General features: G+C 67.7%; 31 protein-coding genes. 9 read left to right on the forward strand and 22 right to left on the reverse strand.

Features of this window, described 5'->3' with window-relative positions; all coding sequences use genetic code 11:
- Window positions 1-59: 59 nt before the first annotated feature.
- The 15 genes from ACLJRM_RS09490 to ACLJRM_RS09560 form a co-directional block, all read right to left on the reverse strand.
- Entirely contained in the window at window positions 60-863 is an 804-nt protein-coding gene (locus ACLJRM_RS09490; RefSeq protein ID WP_410662781.1) for a hypothetical protein, read from the reverse strand.
- Between the two features lie 5 nt (window positions 864-868).
- A complete protein-coding gene (locus tag ACLJRM_RS09495; protein ID WP_410662782.1) occupies window positions 869-1,852 on the reverse strand; it encodes an AAA family ATPase in 984 nt (327 codons plus the stop codon).
- Between the two features lie 30 nt (window positions 1,853-1,882).
- Window positions 1,883-2,821, reverse strand: a complete 939-nt coding sequence (locus ACLJRM_RS09500) for a bifunctional DNA primase/polymerase (RefSeq protein WP_410662783.1) — start codon at window positions 2,819-2,821, stop codon at window positions 1,883-1,885.
- Between the two features lie 29 nt (window positions 2,822-2,850).
- A complete protein-coding gene (locus ACLJRM_RS09505) occupies window positions 2,851-3,294 on the reverse strand; it encodes a hypothetical protein (RefSeq protein WP_410662784.1) in 444 nt (147 codons plus the stop codon).
- Between the two features lie 234 nt (window positions 3,295-3,528).
- Window positions 3,529-5,697: a zonular occludens toxin domain-containing protein gene (locus ACLJRM_RS09510; protein ID WP_410662785.1), complete on the reverse strand. Its 2,169-nt coding sequence runs from the start codon at window positions 5,695-5,697 to the stop codon at window positions 3,529-3,531.
- Window positions 5,694-6,770, reverse strand: a complete 1,077-nt coding sequence (locus ACLJRM_RS09515; RefSeq protein WP_410662786.1) for a hypothetical protein — start codon at window positions 6,768-6,770, stop codon at window positions 5,694-5,696. The genes ACLJRM_RS09510 and ACLJRM_RS09515 overlap by 4 nt, the downstream gene beginning before the upstream one ends.
- The gene (locus ACLJRM_RS09520; RefSeq protein WP_410662787.1) at window positions 6,767-7,054 is read right to left on the reverse strand and encodes a hypothetical protein; all 288 of its coding nucleotides are present in this window, start codon (window positions 7,052-7,054) and stop codon (window positions 6,767-6,769) included. The genes ACLJRM_RS09515 and ACLJRM_RS09520 overlap by 4 nt, the downstream gene beginning before the upstream one ends.
- Window positions 7,051-7,290 (reverse strand): hypothetical protein, encoded by a 240-nt coding sequence (locus ACLJRM_RS09525; protein ID WP_410662788.1) that lies wholly within the window; start codon window positions 7,288-7,290, stop codon window positions 7,051-7,053. The genes ACLJRM_RS09520 and ACLJRM_RS09525 overlap by 4 nt, the downstream gene beginning before the upstream one ends.
- Window positions 7,287-7,529, reverse strand: a complete 243-nt coding sequence (locus ACLJRM_RS09530) for a hypothetical protein (RefSeq protein ID WP_410662789.1) — start codon at window positions 7,527-7,529, stop codon at window positions 7,287-7,289. Before ACLJRM_RS09530 ends, ACLJRM_RS09525 begins: the two co-directional genes overlap by 4 nt.
- Window positions 7,526-7,966, reverse strand: a complete 441-nt coding sequence (locus ACLJRM_RS09535; RefSeq protein WP_410662790.1) for an RRQRL motif-containing zinc-binding protein — start codon at window positions 7,964-7,966, stop codon at window positions 7,526-7,528. Before ACLJRM_RS09535 ends, ACLJRM_RS09530 begins: the two co-directional genes overlap by 4 nt.
- Window positions 7,963-8,226, reverse strand: a complete 264-nt coding sequence (locus ACLJRM_RS09540; protein ID WP_410662791.1) for a hypothetical protein — start codon at window positions 8,224-8,226, stop codon at window positions 7,963-7,965. The genes ACLJRM_RS09535 and ACLJRM_RS09540 overlap by 4 nt, the downstream gene beginning before the upstream one ends.
- A 104-nt stretch (window positions 8,227-8,330) precedes the next feature.
- Window positions 8,331-8,840, reverse strand: a complete 510-nt coding sequence (locus ACLJRM_RS09545) for a hypothetical protein (RefSeq protein WP_410662792.1) — start codon at window positions 8,838-8,840, stop codon at window positions 8,331-8,333.
- Window positions 8,841-8,845: 5 nt separating this feature from the next.
- The gene (locus ACLJRM_RS09550) at window positions 8,846-9,277 is read right to left on the reverse strand and encodes an ATPase (RefSeq protein WP_410662793.1); all 432 of its coding nucleotides are present in this window, start codon (window positions 9,275-9,277) and stop codon (window positions 8,846-8,848) included.
- Window positions 9,277-9,579 carry a hypothetical protein gene (locus ACLJRM_RS09555; protein WP_410662794.1) on the reverse strand — a complete coding sequence of 101 codons (303 nt, stop codon included), beginning with the start codon at window positions 9,577-9,579 and terminating at the stop codon, window positions 9,277-9,279. Before ACLJRM_RS09555 ends, ACLJRM_RS09550 begins: the two co-directional genes overlap by 1 nt.
- Before the next feature lie 45 nt (window positions 9,580-9,624).
- Window positions 9,625-9,819 (reverse strand): hypothetical protein, encoded by a 195-nt coding sequence (locus ACLJRM_RS09560; RefSeq protein ID WP_410662795.1) that lies wholly within the window; start codon window positions 9,817-9,819, stop codon window positions 9,625-9,627.
- A 140-nt stretch (window positions 9,820-9,959) separates the two neighbouring features.
- Here ACLJRM_RS09560 and ACLJRM_RS09565 point away from each other — a divergent pair, with 140 nt between their 5' ends.
- Window positions 9,960-10,751 carry a GntR family transcriptional regulator gene (locus ACLJRM_RS09565; protein WP_410662796.1) on the forward strand — a complete coding sequence of 264 codons (792 nt, stop codon included), beginning with the start codon at window positions 9,960-9,962 and terminating at the stop codon, window positions 10,749-10,751.
- A gap of 8 nt (window positions 10,752-10,759) precedes the next feature.
- Window positions 10,760-11,611, forward strand: a complete 852-nt coding sequence (locus tag ACLJRM_RS09570; protein WP_410662797.1) for a glycosyltransferase — start codon at window positions 10,760-10,762, stop codon at window positions 11,609-11,611.
- Between the two features lie 713 nt (window positions 11,612-12,324).
- Here the strand turns inward: ACLJRM_RS09570 and ACLJRM_RS09575 are convergent.
- Complete coding sequence (locus ACLJRM_RS09575; protein ID WP_410662798.1) at window positions 12,325-13,074, reverse strand: DUF3800 domain-containing protein; 750 nt, start codon at window positions 13,072-13,074, stop codon at window positions 12,325-12,327.
- A gap of 833 nt (window positions 13,075-13,907) precedes the next feature.
- On the opposite strand from ACLJRM_RS09575, the gene ACLJRM_RS09580 reads away from it, so the two are divergent.
- The 6 genes from ACLJRM_RS09580 to ACLJRM_RS09605 all read left to right on the forward strand — a co-directional run bounded on the left by ACLJRM_RS09580 (window position 13,908) and on the right by ACLJRM_RS09605 (window position 17,738).
- Entirely contained in the window at window positions 13,908-14,279 is a 372-nt protein-coding gene (locus ACLJRM_RS09580; RefSeq protein ID WP_101611588.1) for a hypothetical protein, read from the forward strand.
- 8 nt (window positions 14,280-14,287) lie between these two features.
- Complete coding sequence (locus ACLJRM_RS09585) at window positions 14,288-15,328, forward strand: hypothetical protein (protein WP_410662799.1); 1,041 nt, start codon at window positions 14,288-14,290, stop codon at window positions 15,326-15,328.
- Between the two features lie 9 nt (window positions 15,329-15,337).
- Entirely contained in the window at window positions 15,338-15,835 is a 498-nt protein-coding gene (locus ACLJRM_RS09590) for a YbaB/EbfC family nucleoid-associated protein (protein ID WP_410662800.1), read from the forward strand.
- 84 nt (window positions 15,836-15,919) lie between these two features.
- Window positions 15,920-16,117, forward strand: a complete 198-nt coding sequence (locus ACLJRM_RS09595) for a hypothetical protein (protein WP_410662801.1) — start codon at window positions 15,920-15,922, stop codon at window positions 16,115-16,117.
- Window positions 16,114-16,281, forward strand: coding sequence for a hypothetical protein (locus ACLJRM_RS09600; RefSeq protein WP_410662802.1), 168 nt, complete (start codon window positions 16,114-16,116; stop codon window positions 16,279-16,281). The genes ACLJRM_RS09595 and ACLJRM_RS09600 overlap by 4 nt, the downstream gene beginning before the upstream one ends.
- Window positions 16,278-17,738, forward strand: a complete 1,461-nt coding sequence (locus ACLJRM_RS09605) for a DHA2 family efflux MFS transporter permease subunit (protein ID WP_410662803.1) — start codon at window positions 16,278-16,280, stop codon at window positions 17,736-17,738. The genes ACLJRM_RS09600 and ACLJRM_RS09605 overlap by 4 nt, the downstream gene beginning before the upstream one ends.
- Here ACLJRM_RS09605 and ACLJRM_RS09610 read toward each other — a convergent pair.
- The 6 genes from ACLJRM_RS09610 to ACLJRM_RS09635 all read right to left on the reverse strand — a co-directional run bounded on the left by ACLJRM_RS09610 (window position 17,653) and on the right by ACLJRM_RS09635 (window position 22,719).
- A complete protein-coding gene (locus tag ACLJRM_RS09610; RefSeq protein ID WP_101611591.1) occupies window positions 17,653-18,051 on the reverse strand; it encodes a MerR family transcriptional regulator in 399 nt (132 codons plus the stop codon). The genes ACLJRM_RS09605 and ACLJRM_RS09610 overlap by 86 nt on opposite strands.
- 27 nt (window positions 18,052-18,078) lie before the next feature.
- Entirely contained in the window at window positions 18,079-19,017 is a 939-nt protein-coding gene (locus tag ACLJRM_RS09615) for an alpha/beta hydrolase (protein ID WP_101611592.1), read from the reverse strand.
- 64 nt (window positions 19,018-19,081) lie between these two features.
- Entirely contained in the window at window positions 19,082-19,741 is a 660-nt protein-coding gene (locus ACLJRM_RS09620; RefSeq protein ID WP_410662804.1) for a response regulator, read from the reverse strand.
- Window positions 19,732-20,793: a sensor histidine kinase gene (locus ACLJRM_RS09625; protein ID WP_410662805.1), complete on the reverse strand. Its 1,062-nt coding sequence runs from the start codon at window positions 20,791-20,793 to the stop codon at window positions 19,732-19,734. Before ACLJRM_RS09625 ends, ACLJRM_RS09620 begins: the two co-directional genes overlap by 10 nt.
- A gap of 60 nt (window positions 20,794-20,853) precedes the next feature.
- Window positions 20,854-21,705, reverse strand: coding sequence for an ADP-ribosylglycohydrolase family protein (locus tag ACLJRM_RS09630; RefSeq protein ID WP_410662806.1), 852 nt, complete (start codon window positions 21,703-21,705; stop codon window positions 20,854-20,856).
- 9 nt (window positions 21,706-21,714) lie between these two features.
- A complete protein-coding gene (locus ACLJRM_RS09635; protein ID WP_410662807.1) occupies window positions 21,715-22,719 on the reverse strand; it encodes an AraC family transcriptional regulator in 1,005 nt (334 codons plus the stop codon).
- A gap of 54 nt (window positions 22,720-22,773) precedes the next feature.
- On the opposite strand from ACLJRM_RS09635, the gene ACLJRM_RS09640 reads away from it, so the two are divergent.
- Window positions 22,774-23,958, forward strand: a complete 1,185-nt coding sequence (locus ACLJRM_RS09640) for a DNA glycosylase AlkZ-like family protein (protein WP_410662808.1) — start codon at window positions 22,774-22,776, stop codon at window positions 23,956-23,958.
- Window positions 23,959-23,961: the final 3 nt, after the last annotated feature.

Genomic DNA, 23,961 nt, shown 5'->3' on the forward strand with positions numbered 1-23,961 from the left:
CAGCCAGGAGGGGTCCCGGGTGTCACACCTGGCGGGGACGTGACACGTGCCTGTTGGCGCTAGGTTTGCTTGCGCTGGCGTTGTTCTGCGCGGATCTCGTCGTAGAGCGCGCCGGTGACTTCGGGGGCGTTGAGCCCGTTTTCCAGTTCTTCGTCGGTGGCGTTGGCGGTGCCGACGGCGCGGATGTGGTCGGCGGCTCCGGGGATGCAGGGGGGTTCGATGGCCACGAGGTGCTTGTCCTCGCCGCCGATCTTGACGGCGGAGTTGTGGTCGTCCTCGGTGAGGACCTTGCGGTTGGAGTCCGGGGCGAGGTGGACGCCATCGCCGCGGCGCATCATGTCGGTGAGTACCTGTGTGATCTCGTCGTGTGTCACGTCCCCTCCGACCGCTTCGCGGATGCGGACGATGCGGATCCAGTCGCCCTGCTGCTTCGCCAGCGACTTGAATGCTGCGCGGATGCGGTCTTCGGTGGTGCCGGTTTTCGTGGCGTCGGTCTTCGGGGTGGCGGTTCTCGAGGTGTCGGGTTCGGGCTTGTCGGGTTCGGTCACGGGCTTCTCCGGTGTGGGCGCCGTGGTGGGGACGGGGGGCTTATCGCCGATGACGGCGGCGTATTTGGCTTCGGCGGCGGCGATCTGGCCGGGATCGCCCCCGACGTATGCGGCGGTGAGTCCTTTGCGAGCGCGGCAGAGTTGTTGGCGGCGGCGGGCGGCGGCTGCTCCGCAGCTCGATCCGCTGCAGCGACGTCCACCTTCGGCGGCTGAGCGACACATCCGGATCCGTCCTTTCGGCGCGTTGACCTGGCGTTCGTCACGTCCCTCCCTGGCGCGGCAGTCCAGGTTTGGGTGACGGTGGTGGTGGGTCATGGCTGTCACTCCGTTCCGGGCGCGCTGTAGGTGCCGTCGCGGGAGACCTGCAGTTGCCCGGCCTCGTGCATCCGTTTGCAGGTCTGCCGGACGGTGTTGGGCACGAGTGCAAGGGCTTCGGCGATCCGGGCGGGTTTCATCGGTCCGTGATCGCGGAGCAGGCGGAGAATGTCCGCGCGGGTGTCGGAGACGGTGTGGTCGGACGCGGGTCCGTCCAATTTGGTCCAGGCGCCGCATTGGGCGTCGAAAGTCATGGCGTAGTCGGCTTCTTCGACGTCGCGGCCGGTGACGTGAAGTACCCCATCGGCTTGTCCGCGGCCGCGTTCGAGTACGAGCGTGGCGTCGACTGCTCCGGTGAGTCCGGCGGTGCCGGACACCAAGTTCTGCCAGTCCTCAGCGCCTTGTTTGCGGACGTGGTGGATGAGCAGGAACGGTACGGAGTAGTGGTCAGCGAGGCGTTTGAACCTGCTGGCAGCGGCGTAGTCCCCGGCATAGGCGGACTGGCCGGGAGAGTCGGAGCCGCGCATTTTCTCGTAGGTGTCGATGATGACCAGGCGGGCGTGCGGGTTCTCCTCCAACCAGTCGATGAGCACTTCTTCGCCACCGGCCGTCATGGTGGGGCAGGCGGTTTCCAGGGTGAGCAGGGGCGCGGCGCGGCCGCCAGCGGCGAGCATCTGACGGCGGCGCCGCTGCAGGCGACGGCCGGTGTCTTCCAGCGCGTTGTAGAGCACCGGGCCGCGCTCCACCTCGATCGAACCGAGTGCGGGATCGCCGTTGGCGATATCGGCCCCGAGCCCGAGAGACAGCCACGACTTGCCCAGCTTCGGCGCACCGGCCAGCAGGTTCAGCCCTTCCGCCAGCAGACCAGGAACGGCCCACTTCGGCGGCGGGAACTCCTCTCGCATCAGCTCCGCGTCAGTCCACCGGGTACGGCGGGCGGGCAGGTTCGGCACGGGTGCCAGAGCACGCGGGGAAGTCGTGGCTGTCATGGGTTTCAAGCCCTTCGTAGTGCAGGTGGTTCAGGCGATCCGGCGAGGACGGTTGGCCCCGGCCGCGAGGCCGGAGGTGATCGTGGTGTTGGCCTCGCTGGCGGTGAAGGCCCGGATGCCGATGTGCCGTCCGGCCGCGGTCATCAGCGCCGCCCGGGCCTCGTCCTCGACCAGCGCGCCCCCGGCCACCAGCTGCCCCAGCGCGATCGCGGCGGCGTAGAGGGTGGCGTTGCGGTTGGTCTTGGCGTCCGCGACTTTCCCGGCCTCCGCCCGGATCGCCGCGGTGACGTAGCGGTCACGGCGGCCGGTCGACGGCCGGATCGGCACCACCGGGGCAGGTGGCAGAGCAGGCGGGGTCAGCCGGTCGACCAGGAATGCCGGCAGTGCCGCGACCGGCCCGTCGTAGAGGTAGCCGTAGCGGCCGGACGCGGTGATGCTGCCCGGGGCGACCACGTAGCCGCCCCATGCACGGGTGTCGACTTTCCAGCCGAGACCATTCCCTCGATCCCCCGCTGTACTGCGCAATGTCACGTCCCCCGGGATCCGGTAGTACAGGTGCAGCCCACCGGACGCGGTGTGGACGGTGAGGGTGTCCCCGGGCAGCGGTTCCCCGGCTTCCTCCGCCACGAGCGCCAGCACATCCTCACCACAGGTCGCGCCCTTGGCGGCCCAGTCCGCAGGGGCCTTCTCCCCGGGCTTGAGGACGTCTTGGTCGATCACACACAGCCCGGACGGGCCGGTGGCCAGCCCGATGTTGTACGCGTCCTGCGACCACGCCGCGCGAATCTTGTCCGGGTCGGTCGTGGCGCGCTGCTCCCACGTCCGGTGACCATCGGCGCACCGGCCGGTGCGGGGGCAGGCATCGATGTTGTGCCCGGCCGGGCGCTTGCTGCCAGGGCGGAGCGGGAATACGTGCCAGCCGCGGGCGGCGGCGTCGAGTGCGGCGGCGAGCAGTTCACGCGAATCCATGTCGGTCCTCTCCTGTCGCGGATTGGGTTTCAGACCTGCGAGCCGGATACGCGGCCGGTGGTGGCGAGTGCTTGCGCGACCCGTTCGATGCGTCCCCAGTGGCGCCGCACCTGCTTTTTCGCCTCGCTCAGGGCCTTGCTCTGGGAGATGCCGGTGCCGCTGGCGTGGCGCCGGAAGTTGGCGCGATCTCCGCCTGCCTGAGCGGCGGCCATACTGTCGGCTTTCCAGCTCCCGACGCCGTTTCGCTGGTAGAAGCGGGCTTCGGCGGCGTGCCCGGCCATGACCATGACCAGGTACGGCAACGGGTTGTCTGCGTCCGGGCGGTCTTCGGCGGTGCGGGTGTAGGCGCGGCTGCTGGTGACCTTGACGTGCTGCACGGTGCCGCCGGACAGCTTGTGGAGCACGGCGTGCCCGGCCTCGTGGTAGGCGGCCGCCAGCAACTCCAGGTCGACGGTCTCGTCGGTGCGTGCCATCTCGGAGTTCCTCTCGTCAGTGACGGTGGGTGAGCGTTTTTGGCATGAGGGTGCCGTCACGGCGTCCAGGGAGGGAGCCGTGTCGCGGTGCGTGAAGCGGGGTTTTCGGTGGGTGATTGGCCGGGTGGGCGGGGTGCCTCCCCGGCCTCCCTCAGGTGGATCGGGGCTGGTCAGTCGAGGGAGGTGGTGCCGGGGAGGCGGTGAGGGAGAACTCCCCGGTTTTCGACGGCTCCCTTACTCGTCTCCCTCGGTCTCGTCGTCACCGTGTTCGTCACGTTCGGTGATGGCTTCGCGGACGCGGGCGGCGGACACCTGCATGACGCCGCTGCTCTTGTACGGCTTCGCCGACTCCGGCAGGGCTTCCTGCAGGTCGCTGAAATTCCAGCCCTGGTAGGTGCCGCGGTCGATCTCCGTGAGCCGCTGCAGGACCTCCTGGGTGCGCAGCCGCGGTTCGCTGCCGAGCACGGCCGCGATGTTCGCCAGGTGGTCGACCACCGCGGCCGGTTCCGGCGCGGTAGCAGCCGGGAGCGCGGCCCGGTCGCGCAGTTCCAGCGCGCGTTTGGTGACCTTGTGCGCGTCGGCCGGGGACACGTAGAAGCTGCGCAGCAGGCCAGGCAGGGCGGTGAAGCCCCGCGCCATGCAAGTCCCGACGTCCCCAGGGCCCTCGTCGGTCTTCGGAATCAGGCCCACAGCGGAGATCCCGGCCTTGTACGAGCCGGTGCCCAGCACCGCGTCGTTGCCGAGCTGGTCACCGATCGCGAAGCACGCCTTGTTGCTGGCCACCGTGATGATCTTGCGCGGGAGCGCGTCCTTCGACGGTTCCGGAGTCAGGAAGATCAGGGTGATGGCGTACTTGCGGGCGGTGCTCATCAGCTTCGACGCGACCTCGATCGCGGTCTTGCCGTCCTTGCCCATGAACAGGTTCTGGCACTCGTCGATCACCACGACACGGGGGCGGAGCCGAGCATCCTTTTCGGCCAGTTCCCTGGTCACGGCCCGTTCGGTGCCGTGTTCCTTGAGCGCCTTGCCCCGCACCGACAGATCGTCGTACAGCTCGCACAGCAGCCCGAGACAGGTGTCGACGGTGTCGTCACCGGCACCGGTGGTCAGCGACCGCAGCCGCGGTTTCATCGGGTCGTAGTCGGCGTTCTCCGCCATGACCACGACGTCGATTTCTACCAGCGGATCGAGCATCGCGCCCAGCACCAGGTTGATGGCCATGGTGGACTTGCCCGACCCCATCATGCCGCCGAACACGTAGTTCGCCTCGAACAGCCGTCCGCGCACCACGTCGCCCTTGAGCGTGACCGCGACCGGCACCCCGGTGAAGTAGTCGACGCTGCCAGTGTCCAGATCGGACAGTGGCGGCCACGGGTCGACCGGCCCGGACAGCGCGCCCGGCTTCGCCACCCACAGATCCAGCACCGACGGCATCGGCTCCGTGGGCCACACCTCGCGCGGGTAGCGGACCAGGTTGTGCGCCAGCGTGGTCTTGCGGCGCACGATCTCCTCCACCGGGCAGGCCGGGGGAAGATCGAGCTGGACGCGCCAGCCCTTGCCGTCGATGACGGGCGGCGTGCGGAACTTGATCCGCCACCCTTCCTTGAGCGCCTGGTTGAAACCGCGGATGTTGAGGTTCTTCAACGCGTTGACGATGGTGTTCTCGTCCGGGAGCTGGTCCATCGTGTTCGTCTCGGTGTCCGGAGTGGACAGCCACGTCGGGGTGTCGCCATGCTCCCGGCCCACCCGGTAGAGCCACAGGTAGGTGCCGACACCGATGGCACCGGCCAGCAGCGCGCCGTAGGCGGTCAGGAACCAGACCGTGAATGCGATCGCGTCCAGCACAGCCTTGATCGGGCCGATGACGTCCGCGATGTCTTTGTTCTTGACCGCGAGGATGATCCCGAGCGCCAGCAGCAGCCCGGCCAGCGCCAGAACACCCTGCGCGCCCGCCTTGAGCAGCTTCCCCGGCGCCTGCAGCCAGTCCATCGTGCGGTCGTGGCGGCGCTGCTTCTCCGCCACGTCAGCCTCCTGCCAGTACTGCAGCTTCTCCTGCTCCCCGGCGGCTTCGGCCGCGCGCATCTGGCGCTCATAGCGGTTCGCGCCGTGCGTGTCGCGCCACCGGGCCGCGGTGACCTTCACCCCCGCCAGCGGGAACCACACCGTGTGCCGGACCGCGGCCTTGGTGCGTTCGTGCTTGACCACGTCGCGGGTCACGCGGGCCACGGTCACCACGTCGTTGCGGTATCCCTGGTAGCGCGCCAGCGCTTGCGCCTTCTGCGAGGTGAGGCGCTGGTACTCCTCCTCGGTGATGAACTCGCCCTCGATCACCCCGCCGTCGATGGTGGGCAGGTGGTGCACGGTCGCCAGCTCCGCCGACTCCGTGGTCTCGTTCGGGTTCACTTGGCGTCTCCCTTGAACTGGTCACGCAGCTTGCGGGCCTTCTGCGGCGCGCACTTGAGGGTCTTGCGGATCGACTCCGCCGAGGTCGGGTTGAGGTCCCCGGCCTTGACCAGCGCGAGGAATTCGGCTTCGAGTTCCTCGTCCGTGCGGGTCTTCGGCGCCCGGATCGTGCGCCGTCGCGGGGTCGATTCCCGCTGCTCAACGGGCTGATCGAGCACCGCGACCGCACCCGAACCATCGGAGTCCGCACCCCGGGTGATCGAGGGCCGATCCTGCTGCGCGAGCCACCGCGACACCTCGTCCGCGAGACTGACCGGAACTTCGGTGAGGCGGCCGCGGCGGCTGATCTCGTACCGTCCCGGGGCGAACACCAGGGTTGCGGTTCCGGTGTGGTCGATCTCGCCGACCGCGTGCCGGATCGCCGCGGCCCGGATCTTCATCGTCTTCGCGAGCGCCTGCCGCTCCAGCTTCGCCGCGGCCTTCTCCACCGCCGTCCGCCGCGGGGCCGCCACTGCGAGCTGATGGGCGATGACACCAGCGATCGAAACGAGCCCCATCAGCAGACCGGCGGACCAGCCGTGACGGAGACCGTCCATCAGGTTGAGGGCGAACCCGTATCCGGCGAACACCCAGATCCCGGCCTGCAGCGCCCACACCGGACGGCCCGGGGTCTGCCGCGCCAGCTGCACCGCGACCGCGAACGCCCACATCCCCAGTTCGCTGATCACCGGGAGCACCACACCCAGCGCACTGCCGTAGACCTCGACACCGTGCCGGGCCATCGCGGGCACCGCCAGCACCGCGGCCGCCACACCCAGCAGGTAGATCGGCCCGTCCACCCGGTGCGTGGCGAGCCAGCCCGCCAGCGCCGCCCACCGGGCCGCGCGCTTCGCCTGCCGCGCGGCCTGAGCCGCGGTTCGCTGCGCCACCAGTGCGGCGGCGTCCTCGCGCTGCTGAGCGGCGAGTGCCGCGCGCTCCGCCATGCGCCGCTCCGACTGGGCGGTCGCGTCGAGGCGCGCCTGTTCCCGGTCCGTGATCCGGTCCGCGCGCTGCTGTTCCCTCCACGTGCTCATGCCCGAACCTCCCGCTCATCCGCACTGCCGGCATTTCCCTGCGGCCCGGTCTCGATCTGCCGGGGCGCCACCTTGTTCTGCAGCTCCACCCGCGTCCGGTGGTCCCGGACCTCGTTGACCGCCCACCAGAGGGCGACCATCCCGGAGACGGTGGCCAGCCATGGCCACACCAGCACTCCGGCGACGGCGGGCACGGTGATCCCGGCCAGCTCCCCGGCATGCCCGACCGTCCAGGCCACCGCGGCGTCGGTGCGGGTCCGCTCGTTCTGCTGCTGTGTCGTCATGGCCGGACCTCCCGTCCTGTTGATGTGCAAGCGAAGTGATTGATCGGACCGCGCGGTGACCGTGACACTTGCGTCACCGCATAGCGATCGACACGGCTCATCACTCCGGTGATGACCTGCAGCAGCAGGCCCAGCGGAATCCGCATCAGCTGCAGCACCGCGAACAGCGCCACCGCCCCCACGAACCGCAGCAGAGCCCCGGTCCCGCGCGTCTCCAACACGTCGAATGTGGTCACGACTGCTCACCCGCCACGACGTCCCACGCGTTCACGTTGGCGAGGGACATGCCGGTAGTGAGGCCGTGCGTGTAGCTGTTGTTGATCCGTCCGGCCATCGCAGTGGCGGCGGCCAGCGCCAGCGTCGCGTGCACCTGAGCCAGGTTCATCAGCTGCTGGTGATACTCGAAAGACCGGTTACCGTCCTCGGCCCTTGCGATCAGGTCTTCCGCTTCGCGGTAGTGCTCCGGGCCGGTCATGCCGCCACCTCCACGTTGTTGGCCATCTCGATTTGCAGGCAGCGCCAGCACTGCCGGGTGCTGGTCGGCACGCAGTAGTCCTGTTCTTCGGTGCAGTCGACGCAGGTGCGGCGGGCACGCATCGCGTGCTTGAGGTTCTGCAGCCGGGAGACCTGCTGTGCCTGCGACGGCTCCGGCCGCCGGGCGGCCTGGTCGACGGAGAACAGCTCCGCCACGGTTTCCCGGGCGTACGGTTTGCGGTGCCGGAACACCAGCAGCGCCACCGGGTCCAGCCCAGCGCGGGACAACCCGGCCTCCCGCAGCTGCGACGGCGTGGCCAGCCCGGCCGGGGCCTCGTCCCACCCAAACCAGGGCAGACCCTCCCGGACACCGCGGGCTTCGGCGACCAGAACCGTGTCACCGCACGGAATGTGGACGATGGTCCGCGCGGCGCTCACAGGACTTCACCGGCTTCGATGACGGGGCCGCGTTCGTTGAACCACGCGACCGCGGCGGACATTTGCGCGAACCGTCCCAGCGCCTCCTGGTACGACCGGTCGGCAACCAGGTCCTCATCCTTGAACGAGTCCGTGCGCATCTCCGTGCACTGGCGGATCAGGTTCACCCACTCGTTCACGGCGTCCAGCCCCGCGTTGAGCTGCCGCATGGCGCGCTCACGCGTTCGGGCGGCGTACGCGCGGGTCTCTTCCTCTACCATCGGATTCCCCTTCGAGTCCTTTGCTGGCTGGTCGGGACCCGGCGCGGTCGGCGCGTTCTTGGCGGAGTGGGCCGCCGCGTCGGGGCAAGTGATCAGTAGGCGAGTCATCGACGGCGCTCCGTTCTCATCGCCAGCCACGTCGTGGTGAGCGAGGCGAGAACACCGAACAGGCGGTGCGCGGACTGGTCCAGCTCCATCAGCGCCGTACCCGGCCCGCCCTGGTCCACCACGCCTTCGCACCGCTGCACCGTGGCGCGATCGAGGTAGCCACCTTTACCCAAACGGCGAGCCGCCCTCTTGAGCGGTTCCCGACGGTCGATCACGTAGTGCGTCGCTGTGTTGATCGCGACCCCCGCCAGGAATGCCGGCATGGGCACGCGGAACCCAAGAACACGCGTGACAGCGAGGGCGGCGGCGGCCTGACCAGCGGTGTAGGTACCGACGTGGCGAGCACAATGCTTCGCGCCTGCCCGGCCCGGCATCCCCTTGCCCATCGCGTCGGCGGAGGACTGCAACCACTGATCACAAACCGGGTGCACATCGGCGAACGTGGCTTGCAAGGCGGCGAACAGGGCCAGCCCGCGAATAGTGGAGTTCCGAGTCATGGGAGCCACGCCCTTCACCGGTCCACGACCGGGCGGGCCAGGTGCGTATGCACCACGGCCACCCCGTTCCCGGCGGCGAACAGCGCCTCCGCGATAGCAGCCGCGAGAACCACGGAACGGTGGCGGCCGCCCTGGCAGCCGATCGCGATCCGGACCAGCTCCCCACGAGCGTCAGCACTCGGGCGGAGCGCCAGAGCCGACGCGGTCAGACCGGCGACCAGGTCACGGGCTCCGGGCTGGATCATGACGTTCAGCCACACCTTGGTGTCCAGGCCGGTCAGCGTCCGCAGCTCCGGCGACACGTGCGGGTCTTTCAGGCTGTGCCGCACGTCCAGCACCAGATCCGCGGCCGGGGCCGCGTCGGTGTGCAGGTAGCCGAACGACTCGACCACGTACCGGACCGACTCACCCGGAATGCTCAGTTCGGTGACCGTGTCGACGCTCATCACGCGGCCTCGTTCTCGGCCGGGGCCGACACCGGCAGACGAACGGGCAGCGACCGCAGCGCCTCACGGCCAGCGCGACGGCGGGCACGTCCCGCCCGGCGCTGGTCGGTGAAGTCGTAAAGGAACGCCGCGGAAGCGGCGTGCTCATCGGCCGCCAGCTCCCGGTCGACCTCTTCGAGCAGCGCGTCGATCGCGGATTCGGTCAGACCATCCGGGTAGAAACCCTCGACCGCGGCGTCGTCGCTGACCTGCGGGAACGTGGCCGGGGGAGTGGGGTACCAGGTGTTGCGCATGGTGCTCATCGGATCTCCAAAGTGTCGAACCATCAGGGAAGGAAGGCGAACGCCTCAGAAGCTGCGGAAGAACGTCACGACGCTGGTCACAGCGGTGTCGGCGGCCCAGATCAGGGACTTGCCGAACGCGGCCGACTCGATCGGCGCCTTCACGACGAACACCAGAACGAGCACCACGACAGCCCCGACGACCCACTTCCACCTGCTGCCGCCACCCAGCTTCAAACCGGGAACCGTGCGCTTCGCCATGTCGTTCTCCCTCTCGACTATCCCGGGATACTTTGTCCATCCCGGTATGACACGAACGACTCTGCCGGGTGTCGCCTAGGATGTCAAGAACTATCCCGGGATGGTTTTCGTAACCAGGGAAGCTGTGGGAGGATGGAGACATGGAACGAGTGGACGCAAAGAGCGTGGCCGAGCAGCTCCGGGCGGCCATCCGTGACGGTGAGCTGCCACAGGGGGCAACGCTGCCGACTAACGAAGCGCTTCGAGAGCGCTTCGGAGTGGGGAAGAACGTGGTCTCAGCGGCTATCCAGACCCTCAAGGGGGAGGGTGTGCTCACGGGCGGTCGCGGTGGACCTGTGCGTGTCCGAGTTACGCCGAAGCATCTGACGCGCTCGAACACTGCCTACCAAGAAGAGAAGGATCTAGTTCGGGAGCCCGAAGAGGTGCGCCGCCGCAGGGGGTCCGCGGAGCGCGACGCTAATGTTGACATTAAGTCAGTGAATGACGATCGAGTGACTTATGAGGTCGTGTCGCCTCCCGATGATATAACCGAAATTCTCGGGTTAGAATCGGGGGAATACGTCCTGCGTCGGACATATCTTCGCCAATATCAAGAAGGCGAGGGCTATAGTCGGATGATCTCTTATATTCCGTATCACCTTGTAAAGGACCATCCGCCCCTGCTGGACTCAAGCAATGAGCCTTGGCCGGGTGGTACGCAACACCAGTTGTTCACTGCAGGGGTTGAGGTCGAAAAGATCGTAGACCAAGTTACGGCGCGTATGCCAACAGAGGAAGAGTCTGGCTTGTACGACATTCCGTTTAGTGTGCCAGTGCTCGCCATTAGGAAGTTAACGTACGATACGGCGGGTCGAGTAGTAGACGTTGGACAACTGCTCATACCGGGCGATCGTGCGCTATTGGAGTATGTTACCGTACTGCGGAAATGGTGAGGATGACTATGGCAACCCCACGCCTTATTTCAGTGGTTACTCCCGTATTCAACGGCGGACATCACTACTTGCGCGAGGCTTACGAATCATTGTGTGCTCAAGAAATGCCAGATGGTTGGGCTTGGGAGTGGTGCGTACAGGAGGATGGCAGCACTGGCGTTCCCATGCGTGAACTTCCCGCTGACGACACGCGGATTAGATTTGGCAGCGGCTTGGCGGGACGTGCTGCCGTGACTCGCAATATGGCACTTGCGCAAGCGGAAGGCATCGTTGTTCGAAATCTAGACGCCGATGACCTATTTCTGCCGGGAGCCCTGAAGCGTGATATCGAAACGCTGCGCCGGGTCGCGTGGTGCGTATCGGCTGCGCTGGACCTTCTTCCCGGAGGCGAGACGGCGCCGGGTCCTTATGATCCGCCCGGTGGCCCTGTAGATAGCGAGCGGTTCTATCGTGAGCAAGAAGAAGACAGGCTTTCTGTTCAAGCAACCACGTTTGCTGTGCATACCGAGCTTATATGGGCGCTTGGGGGATGGACTGCCATTACTGGAGCTGAGACGGTTAGTACCTTGCTTGCCGCGGAAGCGGTAACGCCTGGCGAGTTTATCGCCGAACCTAGCGTTCTCTACCGGAAACATTCGGGACAGACAACAGCGGACGACAACTATTGGAATCCGCAAGAAGAGGCTGCGCGAAAAAAGTTTGGTCTAATGCGCGCAAAGTCGCTGCGTGCTGGCGAATATCGCTACGATCTAGAAGACATTGACAACGGTGATGGGGAAGTAGACGCCTCCCTGCCAGTCGAGGGGCGCCAGGCACAGGGCATGTCACGGCTGATTCGCGGCAAGGAGGGTTGGGCCTAGCGTGAAGCCCCGAGAACGCCTCTCGCGGACTCGGGGCGCGGTTGTAGGGCCTCCGACAAGATCCACTGTCTCTGAGGAGTGCCGCCTGCTCCAGGGAGGCCCAGTGTGAACGACACCCAGCCCACCCAGTGGCCGGTAGTGGTCGCGGCCCAGGCGCTCAGCAGGCCGGGCACCATGCCCGTGAGGTCAAGGCCCTCCGGCAGGGAGGCTTTCGGGGTCCCCACAGGGAAGGCGCGACGCAGGTCAACCCACACTGGCCGGTTCGGGTCGACCGTGTGCAGGTAGGGCGCGTGGGGGGACGACGCGCGCGCCGGATCGGACATGTGTTCGATTATGCAGCGAGGGTCGTGCGGGCGCCCAGGGGGCGCGACCTGCGGAAACGGCAATGCCGGCATCGCTAGTTCGCTACCGGTTTCCAACCCAGTCGCCCAGTCGGGCGGCAGTGTTGACCTCTGTCGACAGAGTCGGTGATAGCTCCTATGACACGGCAAATCATAGGACCATTCGGATCAGCGATAGATAGCTCACTGCAACCCTATGGAGTAGCCTGCACTGGGCTTGACCTGCGGAAACTTGCTCTCAATGAGTGAACTGGCCCACGATCGTTGCATCCGCGCAACACGTACGAGGTAGCCTATCGGTGCGTGGGTGGTCGTCTGCTGATGGAAACATTGGCACCCGCTGTAGAGCGGCATAAGGCGGCTGACACGCCTCTACAAGGCCGCGACCCACGGGTACGCGGCCTTTGTAGTTGCTTGCCAAGGGTGCATCTTGAGCCCGTATGAGGGCAGGTGGCCACCGGCTCTTCGGTAGAGGCGCTGACTGAACTCCTTGAGGTAGCGCTCCTCGGTGTTTCCGTACTTGTCAGGGTTGAAAGCCGCTGCTGTTGCCGACGCGGCCAGGTCCGCCAGTTGGAGGGTTTCAAGGCTCTGCGGCTGGTTGAACCGTCCACCGCGCGGATCTAGGTGCGACCACTCAATCTTGCAATCGTAGGAGCCTCTGAGCTTGTTCTCATATTCGCGCAGCTTGGAAGTCTGAAAACGCACGATGTGCGCCATGGTGTACTCAAGGGTTCGTCTGTGGTCTCGGGCAAACCACGACAGTCGTTCGAGCAGGAAACGTAGCGTGTAGAGGTAGCTCTGATCATCGTTCAGGGTCGGCGTGAGCTGGAGATGCCTCTTACAGACAACGACGCTTGAGATGGTCAACCACGGTTGCGCACCGAGCGACTTCGCAACATGAAGCCGGTGTGAGTGCTGCTTGAGGTTCTTCCACGTCAGGTGGTCGCCGGGGCGGCGAGATAGGTCAGCGCGAAGCTGACTGAGCAGCGTCGCGCACTCGGGGAGATCCTCATCCGCCACGATGACCGCGCTCATGATGAAGTGATCGCTTGACTGAGCACTACGGGAGCGCTGGCCAGACTCATCGATGAACGCGTGTAGTGGTGTACGCGGCGTGGGCATGAAGACAACGCTAGGACGAAAACAGGGTCCGCGTCACCTCGGCCTCCCCCCGCCCTGTGGACAAGTCGACTCTGTCCACAGGGGTTGCGTATCGTTTATCGATGCGCTATAAGCACTTGCCCGTGGCCGACTCTAATGGCTGATCAGCAATTTTGCAGCTAATGGGACACTTCAAAGGTTCAATCGGCTGCAGAGTGGCTTGTGTTCAAGGTCACTGCTGATGAGCACGTCGCGGGTTGTCGGGGGTGTTGTCGCCCTCGACGCCCTGCAGAGTGACAGCGGGGGCATGTCGAACCTGTCACCCCTGTCACTCTGTCACCCCACCCCCTCTGACCTGCGCAGATAGGAGTGACAGCGGAGTGACAGGGGTTGGCCTGTAGTTCTTCCCACTCTTTTTCTATGTCACAGCAGTAACTACGGCTGAACCAGGAGGGGGTGGCCCCTAATACGCCCCCCGCCTGTTTCAGCCGTCTGTGTCCCTCGCGTGCCCCCTGCGTGCCCGTTGTGAAGGTTGCCCACGGGTGTCGACGGGGAACAACAGGGAGTCGAACTCTCTGACCTGCAGGTTAGCGATCCGCAGGTGGCGCGCGGTCCGGGTTCCCTCCTTTGCAAGGCAGGGGTCAGGGGTTCGATTCCCCTCAGCTCCACTCCATTGTGGACACCACGAAGGCCAGGTTCGAGGAATTTCCTCGCGCCTGGCCTTTCGTCGTACGGAGCGATCCGTCCCTCTCGCACGTGAGCCGCGTCACGAAGACGATGTCCGCGAACCCGGCGCCCAGCCAAGTCAACGCTGCTTACATGAGGGATGGAATTCCGGACAGCGAGGTGAAATCATGATCGGTTTCGAAACCGACCTCGACGATCTCAGGGCGTCGAGCAAGGAACTGGCGAAGGCGGCCGATTTGGCCAGCGCCACTCACGATGGGGTGAGAGGGCAGGACGTGCCGGCTCCGGACCCGGTGACCGGCGGCCTTCTCCCCGGGATCTTCGCGCCGAACACCGCCTTCGGGAAGACCTTGGGCATGCGCGGGGTTTCGGCTGCCTACGAGGAACACCGCCAGGCCGTCGAGAAGATGCTCGCGCGACTGCACCGCAGCACGCAGGACGCCAGCCAAGCGCTGCAGCGGGTCGCCGAACTGTACGAATCCGTCGAAGAGGACAACAAGCAGCGGATGAACCGCGCGGCTTACGGGGAACAGGGGTAGCGGCGGGGATGGACGGATACTTCAACGCACTCGACGCGGAGACCGCCTCCGAGAGTGACGGCAACGCCAAACTCCTCGAGGGGATCTCCGACGACCTCACCACGGGGGCCGAAAAGGCCCTCGCGGCGGTGGACTTCCTTTTCCAGCAACCCTGGTTGGGCATGGACGCGGATCTCAGCGGCGGGCGAAAGGAACAGGTCCGCGACTTCTTCCTCGAGTTCTCCGACGCGGAGCTCGTCGGAGCCGAGAACAGCCTGCAGACCATGATCGAGGCCTATGAAGGTCTTTGGAATGCTTTCCAGGACACGAAAGCGCCGCTCGACCGGTCTCTGGTCCTGCTTCTCAAATGGCGCGGCGAAGGGGCCGAGAGCGCCAAGAGCTACATCCAGGGCTTGGTGAACACCTACGCCAGGGTCGGCACCAAACTCACCGTGCTGGAGGCCGACATCGTGGCCGCGCGGGACGCCATCGCGACCGCGCGCGCCGACCTGAGCAATCTTGCCGCTTCCTTCCTGACCGCCGCGGAAAAGTACCTCGACGACAAGGAACGGCAAGACGAATCCGCTTTGTCCAAGGCACTTGCGGCGACTTTCGCCGCCGCTGTCACCGCTTTGCTCGTGGCGGCCGTGCCGCCGGCCGGCGGGCTCACCGCGGCGGCGTTCTTCACCACCGCGAACGGAGTCCAGGTCGCGGGCGCCGCGGCCGGTGCCGGACTCGCCACCGCGGCCACCGTGCAGGCCGACATCGTCGGGGACAGCCCCGAAACCATCTACAACAGCTTCCACGACGGCGTGGTCGGCATCCGGGAAGGCATGTTCCGCGCGACGGAATCGCTGATCTCGAAGATCAACGTCGAGATCAACAACCTGCCGGTCATTCCCGAGCCGCCGGATGTCAGCCCTGGCGAGACCTTCGATCCCGGCAACTTCGAAACGGAGAACACCGACAAGGGAACGGAAAAGCGGGTCCGGGACAGGAACGTCGACATCTCGAACGACGGCAGGGTCCAGCAGCCGCCGATGGAGCTGTCTCCGCTCCCGGAAGAGTGACGGAGGATCGTGGCTGACAAACCGGCGCCCAAAAAACCGGCCAACGACCGGGAAGCGATGCTCGAGGCGCTGGCCACCCTGTCGGTGGACGCGTCCTCACCGGACGGTGCCGTTTCCGTTTCGGTCAACACCGACGGCGTGATGACCCGGCTCAGAGTGAGTGAAGCCGCGTCGCGGCTCTCGCCCGCCGAGATCGCGGACGCCGTGATGCGGACCTATCAGGAAGCGCAGCAAGGATCCGCGAAGCGCAGCGCGGAACTGATGGCGCCGATCGGCAACGCCGGCTACATCACCGACAGGCTTCGCTGGCGGCTCGGGTTCACTCCGTCGTTCCAGCAGACCGCGGAACCGGTTCCACCGGCGCCGCCCCGGACGCCGGCGGGCACGGAGAACGTGGTGCTCAAGGATCGTTCGGCCGAACCGGCAGGGCCAGCGGAACAGTCCGAACCGGCGGAAACCGACGATCAGTACTACGAGCAAGGCCTGCGGTACAACCCTTCCTGGTAGAGCGGGCTTGCACTCAACCGCGCTTCAGTTTGCACCCTGGTTTCGGCGGCGCCAGTCCGGCGCCGCCGGACTGGAGGGGCTGTGGTGCGGAGAGAACACGGCGGCTCGATGCTCGAAGCCGGGCAGGCGTTGCGCCGGGGAGAAGTGACCAGCGTCGAATTGACGGAGCGCGCGTTGGCCGTCGCCGGCGGACTCGGGGTGGATCGCGGGCCGGTGCAGGGGATTCCCTTGGGGGTCAAGGATCTCATCGCCGTCGCGGAAGGGCGCCGGGTGACGCGATGACCGCGGAACTGATCGATCTGCTGCTGGCTCAGGCAAAACTCCCGGCGACCGGGTCCGACAAGCGAGCGCTGGCACGACTGCGCTGGTTGTCCACGATGGAATCGCTGTACGCGGTGCCGATGGATCGCTGGGTCGCACCGGGCTCGAACGGAGAGCCGTCATGACGCGTCGTCCGGGTGAAGGCACCGTGCTCGCGCTGGCCTGCGCGGGTTCGTTCGTGGTCATCCTGGACGCGACGATCGTTTCCGTCGCCCTGCCCGCGATCCGGTTCGGCCTCGGGTTCTCGTCCGGCGCGCTGGCCTGGGTGGTGAACGCGTACACGCTCGCGTTCGCCGGTTTCCTGTTGCTGGGCGGCCGGTTGTGCGACGAATTCGGGGTACGGCGGATGTTCGTGCTCGGGATGAGCCTGTTCACCGTCGCGCGGCTCGCCGCCGGGCTTGCCGGTTCGCCGGAAACGCTGCTGGTCGCCAGAACGGTGCAGGGGTTCGGCGGCGCGCTGCTGATGCCGGTGACGTTGTCCTTGCTGACCACCATGTTCACCGAACCCGCCCGTCGCGCGCGGGCGCTGGGCACGTGGAGCGCGGTGGGCGCGGCCGGTGCCGCGGCGGGGCCGGTGATCGGCGGGTTGCTCACCCAGTGGGCGGGCTGGCGCTGGGTGTTCTTCGTCAGTGTCCCGATCGGTGTGGTGGCCGTGCTCGCCGCCGGAGCGGTGTTGCCGCTGCGGGACCGAAGCCGTCCTCGCGGCAGGCTGGACGTCGTCGGCGCGGTTCTGTCGACGGCGGGACTCGTCGGTGTGGTCTACGCGGTGATGCGTTCTTCAGCCGACGGCTGGGTCCTTCCGATGGTCGGCGGGCTCGTCCTGCTCGGCGTCTTCCTGGTGCACCAGCATCGGTGGGCGAACGAACCGCTGGTCGCGCTCGGGATCTTCCGGCTGCGTTCGGTCAGTAGCGGGAACGTGGTGATCTTCCTGCTGGGGCTGGGTTTCCTCGCCAGCCCGATCCTGCTTTCGCTGTACCTGCAGGACGTCCACGGTTACTCGCCGCTGCAGGCCGGACTGGCCTACCTGCCGGTGGGGGTCGCGATGTTCGCCGGCGCAAGGACGGCGGGCGGGTTGTCGGTTCGGCTGGGGCCCCGGCGCGCGACGGCGTTGTACTGCGCGATCGGCGCGGCGGGCTTCGCCGGTGTCGCCGCGCTGACCGGTGCGCACGCTTCGTACGTCGTTTCCGTGCTGCTGCCGGGGATGGTCTTCGGGTTCGGGACGGCCGCGGCCTTCACGCCGATCACCGTGGCCGCCACCAGCGGGGTGCCGGAACGGCAGAACGGCCTGGCCGCCGGCCTGCTGAACACCGTCCGGCAGACCAGCGGCGCGATCGGCCTCGCCGCGTTGACCGCGCTCGCGGCGGCGGTGACCGCGGCCTGGCAGACCGGCTCACCGAGGGACGAGGCGCTGGTGCACGGCTACACCGCCGCGTTCCTCGCGTCCGCCGCCTGCCTCGCGGCCGCGGCCGTGGTCGCGGCGGTGACGATGCCGGGCCTCAGCTCGCGGCCGCGTGGGCGGGCAGGGGGACCCGGTCGCGGAACCAGGGGCAGTCCTCCAGGCTCCCCTCTCGACGACAGGTGAGAAGTTCGACCAGGTAGTCGTGCGCGGTGTCGAGCCGCGCACGCTCCCGTTCGATCTCGGCGAGCTGGCCCGCCACCACCTCCCGCCAGCGGTGCTGCTCGGCGAGCAGCTCGGTGATCCTGCTCAGGCCCAGCCTGCCGATCTGGCGCCAATGCTTGATGAGGGCGATGCGGTACAGCTGGTCGTCGTCGTAGAACCGCTGGCCAGAGCGGCGGAAGGCGGTGATCAGGCCACGGCGCTCCCAGTAGTGCAGGGTCGAGATCGCCAGCCCGAAATGGTCGGCGGCCTCGCGAACCGGCGTCAAGGACTTCATGTGATCATTTCACCGGTTCGACGAAGGTTAGGCAACCCTAACTTTCGACGCGAGCCAGTCGAAGGTCCACCGGTAGAAGCTCCGCGCGGCGAGGCTGGTGTTGATCGAGTGGCCGCTGCCGCGCACGATCTTGTCGGCGCCGCAGTCGCCGTTTCCGCAGACCAGGGTGTCGTGCTCGCCGAGCACGTACGCCGTCGGGACCTTCGGTGCCGATCGCTTCGCGGCGTCGGGTCCCACGGAGCGGAGTTCGGCTGACGCCAACGTGTCCTTCAGTGCTTCTTCGACGGGAATGATCGCCGGGTCGTACGTGCCGGGGTAGTGGAACGTCTGCGCGCGAGAGCCGGGGCGCGTCGTGAAGTAGCCGGGAGCCCACGGTTTCCCGGCGAACTTCGGGTCCAGCTCGGCGGGATAGAACGGCGACGCGGCTTTGGCCCGCGCACCGGGCCTGTCGCGCGGGATGCCGCTGACGATCACGGCGTCGACCCCGCCCCGTTCGGCGGCCCGTTCCGCGACGAGCCCGCCCATCGAATGTCCATTGAGGATGATCGTGCGGAACCGCGGCCGCAGCTGCCGGACGACCTGGTGGACGGCCTCCCCGCCGGTGGCGAAGTCGAGTGTCTCCGGATCCGGGCGGCTGCTGCGGCCGTAGCCGAGCCTGTCGAGGTTCAGCGTCGCGTAGCCCGCCCGCGTCGCACTGTCCACATAGGAGTATCGCCGGGACTGGAACGGCCAGTCCCAGTACGCGCGGTCGTAGGTGCCGCCGTGCAGCAGCACCTGCAGTGGGGTGCGGGCGGTGAACCCGCGGCGGACGCAGAGCTCGCCCGCGATCGTCTGCCGTTCGCCGTTCACCTGTACCGAAAACCGCTGTTCGGCGCAGCGGGCCGGTCGTTCCGTGGCGACGGCCGTCGTGGTGCCCAGCAGGGAAAGGGTCGCGGCCAGCAAGGCCGCCTTCGCGGTGAATTTCATGAGTGCAGCGTCGGCCGCGGGCCGGGGTCGCGTCGTCGTCACGGTGTGGAGATCGACGGCTACGTCAGGCGCGCACCATCCCGCTCTGATAGGCGAAGACCACCAGTTGCGCGCGATCGCGGGCGTGCACCTTGGCCATCGCGCGGCTGACGTGCGTCCGGACCGTCGCCGCGCTGATCACGAACTCCCGCGCGATCTCTTCGTTCGACATCCCCTGCGCGACCCGCTGGACGACCTCGTGCTCCCGTTCGGTGAACGCGGAACCGTCCGCCCGGGGCATCGGATGCGACGGCCGCGCGGTGAATTCCGCGATCAGCCGCCGCGTCACGCTCGGCGAGAGGAGCGCGTCGCCCGCGGCGACCACGCGGACGGCTTCGATGAGGTCCCCGGGTTTGGTGTGTTTGAGCAGGAACCCGCTGGCACCCGCGCGCAAGGCGTCGAAGACGTATTCGTCCAGATCGAAGGTGGTCAGCATGAGCACGCGGACGCCGGACAGCCGTTCGTCGGCCACGATCCGGCGGGTCGCCTCGATACCGTCGAGACCGGGCATCCGGACGTCCATCAGCACCACGTCCGGCACGGTTTCCGCGACCACGGCCACCGCCGCGTCGCCGTCGTCCGCCTCACCCACCACGGTGATTCCGGCCTCGACCCGCAGCAACGCCGCGAAACCGGACCGGACGAGCACCTGGTCGTCGGCGAGCACCACCCTGATCACGGCCATCGCGCGCTCACCCGGAACCTCCCGTCCTCACGGCGCGCGGTCAGCGTGCCGCCGGTCGCCTGGGCCCGTTCACCCATGCCCATGATCCCGGCACCGGGACTGTCCGGGCCCGGCGTGCGGACCTCGTTGACCACGTCGAGTCTCAAGCCGTCCTCGCTCGCCTTCACCGTCACGCCGGCACTGGACGCCCCGTGTTTCGCGGCGTTCGTGAGCGACTCCTGGACGATCCGGTACACCGCGCCGCCGACCGGCTGCCCGATCCCGGGAGCGTCGAGTTCCAGCGTGACGGCCAGGCCCGCCTGGTTCGTCGAAGCGACCAGCGCGGGAAGATCCGTCAGGCCCGGTGACGGCCGGAGCGGGGCGGAGTCACGCAGCAGCCGCACCATGGCGTTCAGCTCGTCCAGGATCGTGCCGCTGACCACGCGGACGACTTCGAGCGCTTCCTTCGCCACTTCGGGATGCTCGTCGAGCACGTGCCGGGCCATGCCCGACTGGACGTTGATGACGGCCATCGCGTGGCCGACGCTGTCGTGCAGATCCTGCGCGATCCGGAGCCGCTCGCCGAGGACTCGATCGCGTTCGGCCTGCTCCGCGGCCGCTGCCCGCTCACGACGTCCTCGAAGCGCGTCGGCCGCGAAGACCGCTACGCCTGCCCAGCCGACGAAGACCAGATCGATGACTCCGGCACCGCCGGTGGCCAGGTTCGCGCTGACGACCATCGCCGCCATGCCGCCCGCGACGGCGTACGCGAGCCTTCGCGGACGCAGGGTCCCGAGTGCGAACAACGGTACGAGACCGGCGAACAGCACCGGACCGTCGGGATAGCCGAACCCCAGGTAGAGCAGGAGCGCAAACGCTTCCGTCCCCGCTGTCGCCACCGGCAGGCACCGGACACCGGCGAGTGCGGCACAGGCGAGCGCGACGACGGCGAACCCGAACGCGTCGATCGGGCGTTCCCCGTGATCGGGCTCGAGGTTCGCCGTGCCGACGATGAGCGAAGCGCTCACCGCGAGCCATCCGGCCACCGCTCCGATCCTGATCAGCCACTTCACCGGCCCAGTCTGCCGAAACCGGCCCGCGGGCACGTCCGCGTTCCGTGGAGTTCGCCTACGTCAGATGTGCAGCAGCCGCTCGTCGAGTCCCGCGAGGTAGTCGCGGCCGAACTCGCCGTTCTCCAGATCGCGCCACAGCACCGGCGGAAGATCCTGCGCCACCTCTGGCGAACGGGACGCAGCGGCCAGCGCGATGGTCGCCGCGGTGTCGACGTCGCCGGTGAACGCGACGCAGGTGTGGAGCATCCGGGCGAGCCCGCCACCGCCGGCGAGCACGGTCAGCGCGGCGCGGACGCTCATCCAGCCCTGCGGCCCGATCTTGCCCGACCAAGGCAGCGCCCAGCCGCCGTGCCCGACGTCCTCGGGAAGGATGCCGTCGATCCATCGCGCGACTTCGGCAGTCGGTCCGAGCCGGTGGTGGCAGTAGTGGACGGCGAGCGCCGCCGCCTGCGCCGCCGCGATCCCGGCCGGGGTGTCGTGCGTGATCCTGGCCTGCAGTTTCGCGTGGTAGAGGACGTCGTCGACGGTCGGCAGGACCCCGATCGGCCCGGCGCGCATCGCCGCCCCGCTCTTGTCGCTCTGCGGCTGGAGCCGTCGCAGCAGCTCTTCGCCGTCCTGGACTTCGCTCAGCAGCTGGTGGAACCGCGGCGCGTAACCCTCGTGCGGATCGCGGTGGTACGCGCGGACGAACTGCTCGGCGAGCAGCAGGGGCGTCCAGCGACGGCCCGAAACGAGCAGTTCGGCGATCGCGATCGTCATCTGCGTGTCGTCGGTGTAGCGACCGGCCGGGACGCCGAGATAGCCGGGATGGCGTACATAGCCGGCCAGCGTGTTGTGCTCGGCGACGAAGCTCGGGTACGCGTGCTCGAACGAGCCTCCGTACGCGTCGCCGATGGCCAGTTCGACCAGCATCCGTCTCCCTCAGGCCGTGAGTCGTGCCGTTTCCGAGGGAAGTTTGCCGTAGGTGTCGCGGTAAAGACCGGAAAACCGGCCGAGATGCGTGAAGCCCCATCGCAGCGCGACGTCGGTGACGGTGCCTTCGGCGCGCCCCTGCGCGATCGCGAGCAGGTCCTGGTGCACGTTGTCGAGCCGGACTCGGCGCAGGTACTCCATCGGCGTCATCCCGGCTTCGGTGCGGAACGCCTGCTGCAGCGCGCGGACGCTGATCCGCGCGGCCATCGCCAGCTCGCCGATCGAGACCGGTTCGGCGGCGTGCTCCTCGCAGTAGGTCATCGCGCGGCGGACCGCCGTCGACCTCGGCCGGGGCCGTTCTTCGGCGAGTTCGCCGGACCGCGAATGCGGCTGGGTGTCGAGCAACCCGTGCAGCAGCAGCTTCTCGAAATGGGAGGCGGCCAGCGGCGACCGGTCGAACAGCCCGGACGCGGCGGTCTCGCCGAAAGTGTGGAGCAAGGTGAGCCATTGGCTCATGCCCGAGGTCTCGACGATCGCCGGATCGAAGTGCAGGGCCGACGTCGGCGCTTCGCCCAGCCGTTCGCGCATCGTGTCCGCCACCAGCTGTTTGCCCATCCGGAGCAGCAGGATGTCGGGATGGTCGTACCTGGTCTGGAACGGCGTTTCCGGACCGGTCACGACATGTCGCGACGGGATGATCTCGCCGTCGATCTTGACCTGGCTCCGGCCGCCGAGGGTCACGACCACGGTGTACGCGTCCGGGGTCTCTTCACCCTGCAGGATGACGTCGGAGTCCAGCGTCAGCTCGTAGACCGAGAGGCCGCAGGGGTCGATCCCGGGGACGCGCAGACCGCTGAGCTGGGAAATGTCGAAGGAGCCGGTGGGCGCGGGGGTGTGCAGCTTGACCGTGTCCGGCGCGAGGAACGCCTGGAAAGTGTGCTCGAGCTCGTCGAAGTCGTCGCCGGTGACCACCGTCGACGCGATCGGGGACCCTGCCGAGAACCGCTTGCGCACCTGTCGATCGTGCCAGGCTGCGCGAAGACGTGTGATGCCCATACCGTGGGAGCCATGGCGACCGACAAGCTGCGCGCGTGGTGGGCACATCGGCAAGGTCTCGACGGATCGCTGCACGGGGCTTCGGCGGCCGACGTGCTGGAGCGAACCGGCTGGATGCGTTCGGTCGGCGGTTCGGCGCCCTACCTCGGGTTGTTCGCCAGGGCCCGCCTCGATCGAGAGACGATCGACGCGGACGTCGCCCGGCTCGCCATCCACGAACTGCCCTCCGCTCGCGGCTGCACCTACATCCTTCCGTCGGCGGATTTCGAACTCGGCCTGACCGTCGGCGCCGGGGCACCGGCGGGTGAACTCGCGGCCGCCGAGAAGTACCTCGGCGTCACGCAGGCCGAGATCGAGCAGTTGTGCGTCACCGTCGCCGACCTGCTCGACGCGTCGGCCGAACCGCTCGACCCGGCCGCGATCAAGGACGCCGCCGGGCCCGCGGTGCGCAATCTCGGCGAGGCGGGCCGCAAACGCGGCACCACCACGACGTTGCCGCTCGCGCTCGGCCTGCTCCAGGTCCGCGGCGAGATCCGCCGGGTCCCGGTCAACGGACGGCTGGACCAGCAGCGCTACGGCTATGTCCGCTGGACGCCGTCCCCGCGCGGCGGACTGCCCGATATGGACACCGCGCAGGCCGAGCTGGCCAGGCGGTACTTCTCGTGGGCGGCCCCCGCGTCGCTCAAGCACTTCCGCTGGTTCTCCGGGTTCACCGCGGCGAACGCCAAGAAGGCCGTGGAACAGCTGGACCTCGTGCCGCTCGACGGTACCGATCTGCTGATGCCCAAGGACCTCGCGGACGAGTTCGCCGCGTTCACCGTGCCGCCGGAACCGTCGTACGCGCTGCTCGCCGGGGTCGACGGCATCCACCTCCTGCACCGGGAGATGTCGAGGCTGCTCGACGACGCCGACGCCGGACGGCCGGTGCCCGGTGGCCGCGCGGGGGAGACGCTGGGCGGGCAGGCGGATCCGCCGAGCCATCTGATCGTCGATCGAGGGCGCTTCGCCGGCTTGTGGGAGTTCGACACCGAGACGAACAAGATCGTCTACAAGGTGTTCGGGGACGAGGACGCCGCGCTGCGTGACACGGTCGCGGCGACCCAGGAATTCGTCCGCGACCGGCTGGGCGACGCCCGGAGCTTCAGCTTGGATTCGCCGAAGAGCCGGGCGTCGCGAGTGGCCGATCTCAGGGCTTGAGCG

It is taken from the genome of Amycolatopsis sp. lyj-84 (genome assembly GCF_046549075.1).
Taxonomy (GTDB): domain Bacteria; phylum Actinomycetota; class Actinomycetes; order Mycobacteriales; family Pseudonocardiaceae; genus Amycolatopsis.